This window comes from Dysgonomonas sp. Shenzhen-Wh21, assembly GCF_043392705.1.
Classification (GTDB): domain Bacteria; phylum Bacteroidota; class Bacteroidia; order Bacteroidales; family Dysgonomonadaceae; genus Dysgonomonas.
Map to the genome: position 1 here is coordinate 1 of NZ_JAIXHZ010000135.1, position 10,169 is coordinate 10,169.

Sequence of the window (10,169 nt, forward strand, 5' to 3'; positions counted from 1 at the left end):
TCGTTTGCACCACCTTCTGCTATTGGGAAATGCCAATGCGGATCGCGCACAAAGTTAAAACCCCAAGGAAGAGTTGTCGTTCCTCCGTATATTTCAGAATTCATTAGATTACCCAAACGGATGCATGTTGCACCAATGGCAACACCTACTATCAATCGGTCAAGAGCCCATATCATACTCTTTTTGGTAACTCTGACCGAAAATAGCCATATACCTACAGTCATGCCTATTGCTCCTCCGTGGCTCGATAAACCGCCTTCCCATACCATCAGCATCTTTAACGGATTGCTTAGGTAGTATACCGGGTCGTAAAATAAACAATGCCCCAGTCGTGCTCCGATAATGAGGCCCGTGAGAACATAGATGAATAACGAATCGAACCATTTCTCAGGCAGCTTCTCCGCTTTGTACATTTTTTGAACAACAATAGTTGTTAGCAGTACTCCGGTAGCCCAAAGTATTCCATACCATCGTATTTCTCGTCCCAATATAGCAAAAGCATCAGGGTTTACATCCCAGGTAATAAATGAAAGCATATACTTGTTTTTATTTCAAAATTTTTACTTTACCTTTTTTCGGAGTACAAATATATAAAATACTTATCAATAGATATACTTTATTGAGATAAGTTAAAGTACTCTTTGTTAATATTTGCGTATAAAGTATTTATTGATAATTATTTGTGTGTTTTAGAAGGAAGCGTTTATTATATATAATTATTCTAAATAGAGAGACGTCTATTCATTTGAATATTAGTGTATATAAGGGAATGTTAATAAAATATCCTAAAGCTTCGCTTTTTGTTTACATTTTTCATATCTTTAAGAACAAAAAAGCTTGTTGTATAAACGAGTTTGAATTTATATAGCTTGTTTGTTGACATATTAAATACCGAAAATCTATCAGTAACATTATGGATTACAATTATAAAAAGACCAATGCTTACCTCAAATTTGATAAATCGCGGATGGTTAACCTCGAATACTCGCTTTATCGTGAGATTTTGAGAACAAACCGGAGGGGAGCATATCACTGTACAACATTAGTAGAGTGTAACACACGAAAGCAACACGGACTACTCGTTCTTCCTGTACCCCGTTTGGGTGATACAAATCATGTATTGCTATCATCCTTAGATGAAACTGTAATACAGCATGGTGCGGATTTCAATCTGGGGATACATAAATATGATGGAAATAATTATAGCCCGATGGGGCATAAATATATACGAGAATTTGATTGCGACTCGTTGCCGCGAACGATATATAGAGTAGGGGGGGTGATTTTATCTAAAGAGAAGATGTTTTCTTTAGAGGATAATTCTATTTTTATCAGATATACGCTGATAGATGCTCATTCGCCTACAACGATGCGCTTCAAGCCTTTCTTGGCATTTAGAGATGTGAACGAATTAACGGAAGAGAATCCGATAGCAGAACTTGGATATAAGGAAGTTGAAAATGGCATCAGTATGTGTATGTATACCGGTTATCCCGATTTGTTTATGCAGTTTAATAAGCCTGTAAATTTCGTCTTTGAGCCCAACTGGTATAAAGGTGTAGAATATATGCAGGATATGAATCACGGATTACCATACAAAGAAGATTTGTATGTGCCCGGATACTTCGAATTACCCATACAGAAAGGTGAGTCAGTTATATTCTCGGCAAGTGATATTCACGTAGATACGAATAAGCTGGTTTTCTCGTTTGAAAAGGGTATAAAAGAGCGTACCCCTCGTTCTTCATTCTACAACTGTCTGAAAAATTCAGCACATCAGTTTTATTATCGTCCTACTAAAGATGAACTATATTTACTGAATGGTTATCCTTGGGGTGAGGTTAAGACCCGAGAGCAATTTATGGCTTTGGAAGGACTTACACTAGGAGTTGGCAAGAAAGATGCTTTTGAAGAGATTGTTGATACTGCTATTCCTACAATTCTGCAATTTATGGAGGGGAAACCTATTACCGGATTTTTGAAGGATATAGGCGATGCAGATGTACTTTTATGGGTGATACGTGCCCTTAAAAAGTTTCAGATGTGCGATTCTGAGCGTTTTTATTTGAAATATGCTAGTCTGGTTAGCCAGATAGTAAGCTTTATACAAGAAGGCAATCACCCTAACTTGAAACCATTAACGAATGGGTTACTTACTGTAGACAATAAAGTTGGTTATCCGAGTTGGATGCATAATAAGATTTCGGACGGACTTTATTTGGCTCCTCGTACAGGGTGTTTGGTTGAGGTTAATGCTTTTTGGTATAATGCACTTAAGTTTAATGAAGAAATAGCACGCAATCAAGATAATCCGAAGCTGGAAAGAAAGATGGCTCTATTGGCTGAGATAACCAAAACATCATTTTTGGAAGTCTTTCTTAACGATGGTGGCTATCTGTACGATTATGTTGTGGGTAATTTCGTCGATTGGAGTGTCAGACCAAATATGTTATTGGCTATAGCTGTCGATTACCCACTGCTGGGTAAGCGACAAAGTAAAAGTATAATTGATATAGTAACTAAAGAATTACTTACACCTAAAGGCATTCGTTCCCTTAGTCCGAAGAGCATTGGCTTTCGTCCGAGATGTGAAGGCTCAATATATGATCGCCTCTACAGTGCTTTTAATGGTGCGGCATGGCCGTGGCTGCTGCGGGCATATCAGGAAGCTTACCTTAAAATATTTCAGCAGAGTGGATTGTCTTTTCTCGACCGTCTTTTGATTGGTGTTGAGGATGAAATGTCTAACGATGGCATAGGTTCTTTATCTTCTGTATATGATGGCAGTATCCCTTATTTCGGACATGGGCAGATTTCTTATGCCATAAATGTTGCCGGAATAATAACTGCTCTCAATGTTCAGAAAATGTTTGGAGATGAATATTGAATGATAAAGAATACCTCTATATGCAATATGATTTAGATTGTTAAATTAACAGAATAGTTTCGAACTAAAATATATGAAAGCATTAATGTTTGGATGGGAGTTTCCTCCCCACATATTAGGCGGGCTTGGAACAGCCAGTTATGGATTGACAAAAGGTATGTCTTTGCAGCCTGATATGGAGATTACATTTGTTATACCTAAACCCTGGGGCGATGAAGACCAGAGTTTTCTGAAAATAATAGGAGCATGCAATACCCCTGTAGCCTGGCGTGAGGTATACTGGGACTACGTAAGCGAGCGTCTGTCCAAATATATGGACCCTCAGGAGTATTATAATCTACGTGATCATATTTATGGCGATTTTAATTATTTGCATACAAATGATTTGGGTTGTATCGAGTTCTCGGGACGTTATCCCGACAATTTGCTGGAGGAGATAAATAATTATTCTATTGTTGCCGGAGTGATTGCACGCACTCATAATTATGATATAATACACTCACATGATTGGTTGACTTATCCCGCAGGAATACATGCCAAAAATGTTTTGGGAAAACCTTTGGTTATACATGTGCATGCAACAGATTTTGACCGTAGCCGAGGCAAGGTAAACCCGCAAGTTTATCAAATGGAAAAAAACGGGATGGACTACGCAGATCATATTATCTGTGTGAGTGAACTGACCCGGCGAACAGTAATTGAAAAATATCATCAAGACCCTGCAAAGGTAACTACTGTGCACAATGCAGTAGAACCATTAAGTGCCGAGATTGTCGCGATAGAGCCTCAAAAAGGTAAGGATAAAGTTGTAACTTTCTTGGGGCGTATCACGATGCAAAAAGGGCCGGAGTACTTTGTGGAAGCTGCGGCTCGTGTACTTGAAAAGGCAAAGCATATACGATTCGTGATGGCCGGTAGCGGCGATATGATGGAACGTATGATCTATCTTGCAGCCGAAAGAGGGATATCGGATAAATTTCATTTTACAGGATTCCTAAAAGGAAAACAGGTATATGAAATGCTCAAACGGAGCGATGTATATGTAATGCCTTCGGTTTCGGAGCCTTTTGGTATTTCTCCACTAGAAGCTATGCAGTGTAGTATTCCCACTATCATATCTAAACAATCCGGCTGTGCCGAAATCTTAGATAAAGCAGTGAAGATTGACTATTGGGATGTTGAGGCTATGGCTGATGCTATATATTCTATTTGTACATACGATGCCATGTCTGAATTCCTTAGCAGAGAAGGGAAAGAAGAGGTGGATAATATAAAATGGGAATATGCCGGACAAAAGGTAAGGGATATTTATAACAGTCTATGTCGATAATAAAAAACAAAATACATTATGAAAAATATATGTTTCTATTTCCAAATACATCAGCCTCACAGGCTAAAACGCTATAGATTTTTCAACATTGGCGGCGATCATTACTATTATGATGACTTTGCCAATGAGGATTTTATGCAACAGGTGGCTGAGGTTTCTTTTATACCTGCCAACAGGTTGATGCTTGAGATGATAAAAGAATACGAAGGCAAATTTAAGGTTGCATTCTCTATTTCGGGCGTGGCTTTAGATCAGATGGAAATATATGCTCCTGAGGTTATTGACGGGTTCAAAGAGTTGGCAGATACAGGCTGTGTTGAGTTTTTGACTGAAACACAAGGACATTCTTTGGCTTCTTTGGTAGATCCTGAAGAGTTCAAGAAGCAAGTAAATGAGCATAGCAATAAGATAGAAAGCCTGTTTGGGCAACGTCCAAAGGTATTTCGCAACACAGAATTGATATACTCTGACGAAATTGGACACTTAGTCTATGAAATGGGCTATACAGGAATATTAACCGAGGGTGCTAAGCGAACACTCGGATGGAAAAGTCCTAATTATCTTTATCAAGCAGCAGAAGAGCCAAAATTGAAGTTGCTGCTACGTAATTCAAAATTCAGTGACGATATTGCAACTCGTTTTTCGAACTATAGCTGGAATGAGTATCCGCTTACTGCCGATAAATTTATTTCCTGGGTGGCTAATACGCCAAAAGAGGAACAGGTTATCAATCTGTTTATGAATTATGAAGCATTAGGTAATTTCCAAAAGAAAAGCTCCGGTATATTCGAATTTATGAGAGTATTGCCTCGTTTTGCTGCTGAGAATAACATCGGATTTGCTACCCCATCAGAAATATTTAAGACGATGAAGCCTGTAGATTCTATTTCGTCTATGCATCCTATATCATGGGTAGGTGAAGAAAAAGATGTTTCGGCATGGTTGGGTAATACATTGCAAGAAGAAGCATTCAATAAGTTGTATGAAATAGCGGAACGTGTTCGCCTGAGTCAATCGAGACGGATATTACAAGACTGGATATATTTGCAATCGAGTGATCATTTTTATTATATGGGAACAAAAAATGCGTTGCCATTTAGCCCATATTCATCTCCATACGAAGCATTTAATACTTATATGAATGTATTGAGCGACTTCAAGGAAAGGGTAGAAGCCGAATTTCCTAGCTCTATTGATAATGAGGAGCTTAATGCATTGCTCACTACCATTCACAATCAGGCAAATGAAATAGAAGAGCTGGAAGACAAAATTGAAAAGCTCGAAATTCTGTTAAAGCCTAAAACAAAACCTACAATGGCAAAGCCCAAGGCAACAGAGAAGCCTAAAAGTGTAGCAACTGAAACTAAACTTGAGAGTCCGAAACCTGTAGCAAAGCCGAAGGTAAGTGCTCGGGGAAAAGCTAAGCCATCTGCAAAGAAATAATTATTCATGCAACTTTCTGTGCATTATATGCATCGTAATATATAGACAACTAAATCTATACTTATAAAACAGATATATTATGAAAATTAGGCTTCTTTCTGCGTATTCAAAGGTTTTATCTTTTGTTCTCATTTTTCTAGGTTATCATTCATGCTCAACCGTTGATCCTAAAGTTGAGTATGGAACTCCATCTGCTAAATTTATTGTGAAAGGCAAGGTGGAAAATGGTGATAAAGAAGTTTCGGGGCTTAAAGTTGCACTAGGGGTAATTAAAAATGGTTATGATACAGGTAAAGTACGCTATGTAGATAGTGTAAAAACCGATGTGAAAGGATTATTTAATGTATCGATTCAAGACTTTCCAACTAGTCAGAAGTTTGTTATAAAATACGAAGATATCGATGGGGAGAAAAACGGATTATTGGAAACAGTGATAGATACTGTGAGGTTTGATAATCCGAGCTTTACCAATGGTAGTGGTGGTTGGTATGTCGGTGAAACGACAAAGGATTTGGGTACTGTAAAGCTTAACTCATCTAATCCTGAAAAATAATGAGTGTAGACGACATTCCCTTCCGAAAGCGTTTAGGTTTAGAGCTGTTTCGTCAGCATAAAAAGAATCAGACATCTCTACATAAATTAAACTATCTCATTTGGGAATGTACCTTGAGATGCAATTTGGCATGCAAGCATTGTGGCAGCGATTGTCACAAAGATATGAGGCAAAAGGATATGCCCTTGGAAGATTTTCTGCGAGTGGTAGATGAAGTTACCCCTCATGTTAATCCTCATGATACAATGATTGTTATAACAGGTGGCGAGCCATTGATGCGTAACGACCTTGAGGCTTGCGGACGGGAGTTGTACAAAAGGGAATATCCGTGGGGGATGGTGTCAAACGGGTTGTTTTTATCGGAACAAAGATTGAAAAGCCTTCTTGATGCCGGTTTGCGATCGGTGACAATAAGCCTCGATGGACTTGAGGAGAGACATAATATAATGCGTGGAAATAAGAATAGCTTTCGTATGGCATTTAATGCTATTTCGATGCTGGCGCAGACTAAAGATATTGTATTCGATGTTGTTACTTGTGTTACGGCAGATACATTCTCTCAACTCAATGATTTGAAAAAGCTACTCATCGATACCGGTGTTAAATCATGGCGTATTTTTACTGTGTTCCCTATCGGAAGAGCTGCCGATCATAAGGAGCTACAATTATCCCCGATTCAGTTTAAGCAATTATTTGAATTTATAAAACACACTCGTAAGGAAGGTCTTATAAACCTCAGTTATGGTTGCGAAGGTTTTGTTGGCAATTATGAAACAGAGATCCGAGATCATTTCTATTTTTGTCATGCCGGTATCAATATTGCATCGGTACTTGTTGATGGTTCTATCTCGGCGTGTCCTAATCTGCGATCAAATTTTACGCAGGGAAATATATATAAAGATAGCTTTTGGGAAATATGGTCGAATCGCTATCAGCCCTTTCGAGATCGTAGATGGATGAAGCAAGGTGAATGTAAAGACTGCAAATACTTTCGTTATTGCGAAGGAAACGGTATGCACTTACGAGATGAAAACGGTGAATTGTTGTTTTGTCACCTAAAGCGTATAAAAGAAGGAGAGACTCTTGAACTTAATATTACCTGATAATTATTTATACTTCTTGTACCGCTAAATAATTGTAGTCGGTGACTACTTTTCGAAGAAAAATTCTGTCAGGACCATCATATTCATAGCCTGTAATCGATTTTATTCTGTCAGCCAAACGTTGGTTAAAGTATTCGTTGTATTGCATGCGTTGGTCATCTATGATAGAAGTAATCGTTTGAATGTCTCTGTCGGATAACTTGTCAAGCACATCTTTATAGGTAACTTTATAGTCTTCATGAAAATCAAGATCAGAAAGCTTTAACTCTTTGTTTCGTGCGTTCAATCTGAGGTCTATGACTGTTGTTCCTGCCAAATAATCACCCAACCGCTGCGACTTTTTTGTAACTGCAATCATTATGATAGCCAGAAAACCCTCTGTAAACGTAAAATCAACTAAGCGGAATAACCATCTTAAGAGATAAGAACTTCCGGATGGAACAGTACCATCGACATTCACAACTCGTATTTTTACGATCATTTTGCCAATGCTTTGTCCTTTATTTAATGTTTCGAATAAGAGGTCATAGAAAAGTACAGGGGAAGCCATTATTATAATTATAAATATCATGGCAGTATTACCATCAAACGCACTCCATAATCCGGCTTGGGAGAAAAGAGATATAATTCCAATCCAACCTAAATACCAAATTAAAATTACAACCCAGTCGAGAATATAAGCTAAAAGTCTGTATCCGACACCGGCTGTTTCGTAGTCTATTGTTACGTTTTGGGTTGTTTGTACTTCTATTATCATAAACACTAAAAATAAAGAACAAATTTATGTTTTTTGTATGATTATATAGTACAAATTTTTCATTCTTTTTAACCAAAGAGCTATATTTGTGCTGAAACAATATATTATAAATGCAAACTTGTAGTTTTTGATGAGAGAGGCCGCATTTGTCAAGCAAAATAGAGATAAGTGGCAAGAAATAGATATCCAGACCAAGGAAAAAGATATTCCGGCTGAAATATTAGCGGATAATTTCATTGAACTCACGGATGATTTATCTTATGCGCGTACGTTTTACCCGCGGTCGCAAACAGTAAAATATCTAAATCAACTTACAGGGCGCTATTTTATCAATATATACCAGTATAAGAAAAAAGAGAAAGGACGCTTTTTTCGTTTCTGGAAAGAAGAAATTCCTCTTATCATGTACAAATATCGCAGACACATGCTTTATTCTTTTTTTTCGATGTTTGCAGGTGTTTTGCTTGGGATATTTTCTTTAGAACAAGAATCAGCCTTCGCTAGTCAGATATTAAGTCCCGGATATGTAAATCAAACTCTCGAGAATATAGAGAGCGGTGATCCGATGGCTATATATAAAAGCTCGGATGAGGCGCCTATGTTTTTCGGCATCGCAACAAATAATATTGGAGTTGCATTTTATGCATTCGTCGGTGGCATTTTATTTTCTATGGGTACAGTTTATATCTTATTCTCCAATGGTGTAATGCTGGGTGTTTTTCAATACTTTTTCTTTAAGAAAGGTTTGTTGTTTACTTCGGCTATATCCATTTGGTTGCATGGGACATTAGAAATATCAGCAATCGTAATAGCCGGAGGTGCAGGGCTTATATTGGGCAATAGTATTTTATTTCCCGGTACATACAAACGCATAGTGTCATTACAGAGAGGAGCAAAAGATGCTGTGAAAATAGTTGTTGCACTGATTCCCGTTTTTATTGTAGCGGCTTTTATCGAGAGCTATCTGACTCGTTTGACCGAAATGCCGGTTTACTTTAATCTGACAATAATAGGCTTGTCGGCCTTATTTATTATATGGTATTTTATCTATTATCCTTATTACATCAATAAAAAAACAAATGAAACAACAACAAAAGATCAAGTTATATCAAAGCCGTGACTTTAGCGGTATTTTTGATACTTCAATTGCATTCATTAAGCAAAATTATGGAGCAATCTTAAAGGGTATATTGGTATTTATACCTATTACACTTATTGCTACATATTTTCTTATGAATTTACTGTCTTTTTCCAATATGGGTATGACATCTATTGGCGAATATGAAGACGATCCATTTGCAATTTTTCGATCACTATTTGATTGGCGATTTTTTCTTGGTATATTTATTATGATGGTAGCAGGATATTTAATGTCACTTTATCCTGTGTGCTATATGGCATTATATGCCGAATCGAAAGATGGCACGGTAGATAGTAAGGATGTGTGGACAAAAGTAAAGCAAGTAGCACTTCCTTTGTTCGGTTATTCTATCATCTATGGGATTCTGATTTCTGCAGGTTGGATATTGTGTTTGATTCCTGGGCTGATTATTTCGGTATACCTTTCACTATATTTCTATACATATATAGTAGAGAAAAAGGGTCTGGTAGAAACTTTTCAGCGGAGTATTGATCTTGTCCGCCATCATTGGTGGATATCTTCGGCATTAATAACCATTTTTTCTATTATAGCCAGTGTTATTGGTTTTGTGTTTACACTTCCGGTATATGGCACGATGATCGGTAATCTATTAGGAATAGATTTTCTTACCAGCGAAATATATATATACCTTACATACTCTTTGAGTTACACAGCTCGCATGTTGTTGAGCCCTATACTAATAATAGTATTGGGTGTTATGTACTTCAGTTATAGAAGCCAATTGGATGGTATTGGAGTTACAGACGAAATAGATATGATCGGTGTAAATAAAGAAGAAGACCAACCGATTCAATATTAATACTAATATTTCAACATATCCCTTAGGGTGGTAAATACAAATAAAAATATATACATATTCAAGAGCATTTTATTAATGCTCTTGGTTTGTATTTACCACCCTAAGGGATATGTTGAAATATTAGTATTAATATTG

9 protein-coding genes are annotated in these 10,169 nt (G+C 37.2%); 7 read left to right on the forward strand and 2 right to left on the reverse strand.

Annotated features, from left to right (window positions below):
* Positions 1-536 (reverse strand): prolipoprotein diacylglyceryl transferase (locus LDB17_RS09335; protein WP_393925005.1); only part of this gene is annotated, 536 nt, incomplete at its 3' end.
* Positions 537-913: 377 nt separating this feature from the next.
* Here LDB17_RS09335 and LDB17_RS09340 point away from each other — a divergent pair.
* The 5 genes from LDB17_RS09340 (at position 914) to LDB17_RS09360 (ending at position 7,316) form a co-directional block, all read left to right on the forward strand.
* Complete coding sequence (locus LDB17_RS09340) at positions 914-2,887, forward strand: glycogen debranching enzyme N-terminal domain-containing protein (protein ID WP_252638107.1); 1,974 nt, start codon at positions 914-916, stop codon at positions 2,885-2,887.
* A 73-nt stretch (positions 2,888-2,960) separates the two neighbouring features.
* Positions 2,961-4,217, forward strand: a complete 1,257-nt coding sequence (locus LDB17_RS09345) for a glycosyltransferase (RefSeq protein ID WP_252638106.1) — start codon at positions 2,961-2,963, stop codon at positions 4,215-4,217.
* Positions 4,218-4,235: 18 nt separating this feature from the next.
* Positions 4,236-5,660 carry a glycoside hydrolase family 57 protein gene (locus tag LDB17_RS09350; protein WP_252638105.1) on the forward strand — a complete coding sequence of 475 codons (1,425 nt, stop codon included), beginning with the start codon at positions 4,236-4,238 and terminating at the stop codon, positions 5,658-5,660.
* 79 nt (positions 5,661-5,739) lie between these two features.
* Positions 5,740-6,213 carry a radical SAM-associated putative lipoprotein gene (locus LDB17_RS09355; protein WP_252638104.1) on the forward strand — a complete coding sequence of 158 codons (474 nt, stop codon included), beginning with the start codon at positions 5,740-5,742 and terminating at the stop codon, positions 6,211-6,213.
* Positions 6,213-7,316 carry a TIGR04133 family radical SAM/SPASM protein gene (locus LDB17_RS09360; RefSeq protein ID WP_252638102.1) on the forward strand — a complete coding sequence of 368 codons (1,104 nt, stop codon included), beginning with the start codon at positions 6,213-6,215 and terminating at the stop codon, positions 7,314-7,316. The genes LDB17_RS09355 and LDB17_RS09360 overlap by 1 nt, the downstream gene beginning before the upstream one ends.
* 7 nt (positions 7,317-7,323) lie before the next feature.
* Here the strand turns inward: LDB17_RS09360 and LDB17_RS09365 are convergent, their stop codons facing one another.
* Entirely contained in the window at positions 7,324-8,073 is a 750-nt protein-coding gene (locus LDB17_RS09365) for an RDD family protein (protein WP_252638101.1), read from the reverse strand.
* Positions 8,074-8,203: 130 nt separating this feature from the next.
* On the opposite strand from LDB17_RS09365, the gene LDB17_RS09370 reads away from it, so the two are divergent.
* Both LDB17_RS09370 and LDB17_RS09375 read left to right on the forward strand, forming a co-directional pair.
* On the forward strand, positions 8,204-9,193 hold the full coding sequence (locus LDB17_RS09370; RefSeq protein ID WP_393925006.1) for a stage II sporulation protein M: 990 nt from the start codon (positions 8,204-8,206) through the stop codon (positions 9,191-9,193).
* On the forward strand, positions 9,153-10,034 hold the full coding sequence (locus LDB17_RS09375; RefSeq protein WP_252638099.1) for a hypothetical protein: 882 nt from the start codon (positions 9,153-9,155) through the stop codon (positions 10,032-10,034). The genes LDB17_RS09370 and LDB17_RS09375 overlap by 41 nt, the downstream gene beginning before the upstream one ends.
* The last annotated feature ends 135 nt before the right edge of the window (positions 10,035-10,169 follow it).

What these genes read in the sequence shown, in the direction of transcription:
- LDB17_RS09340 (WP_252638107.1), top strand. Translation starts at nt 914, where the DNA reads ATGGATTACAATTATAAAAAGACCAATGCTTACCTCAAATTTGATAAA.
- LDB17_RS09345 (WP_252638106.1), top strand. Translation starts at nt 2,961, where the DNA reads ATGAAAGCATTAATGTTTGGATGGGAGTTTCCTCCCCACATATTAGGC.
- LDB17_RS09350 (WP_252638105.1), top strand. Translation starts at nt 4,236, where the DNA reads ATGAAAAATATATGTTTCTATTTCCAAATACATCAGCCTCACAGGCTA.
- LDB17_RS09355 (WP_252638104.1), top strand. Translation starts at nt 5,740, where the DNA reads ATGAAAATTAGGCTTCTTTCTGCGTATTCAAAGGTTTTATCTTTTGTT.
- LDB17_RS09360 (WP_252638102.1), top strand. Translation starts at nt 6,213, where the DNA reads ATGAGTGTAGACGACATTCCCTTCCGAAAGCGTTTAGGTTTAGAGCTG.
- LDB17_RS09365 (WP_252638101.1), bottom strand. Translation starts at nt 8,073, where the DNA reads ATGATAATAGAAGTACAAACAACCCAAAACGTAACAATAGACTACGAA.
- LDB17_RS09370 (WP_393925006.1), top strand. Translation starts at nt 8,204, where the DNA reads ATGAGAGAGGCCGCATTTGTCAAGCAAAATAGAGATAAGTGGCAAGAA.
- LDB17_RS09375 (WP_252638099.1), top strand. Translation starts at nt 9,153, where the DNA reads ATGAAACAACAACAAAAGATCAAGTTATATCAAAGCCGTGACTTTAGC.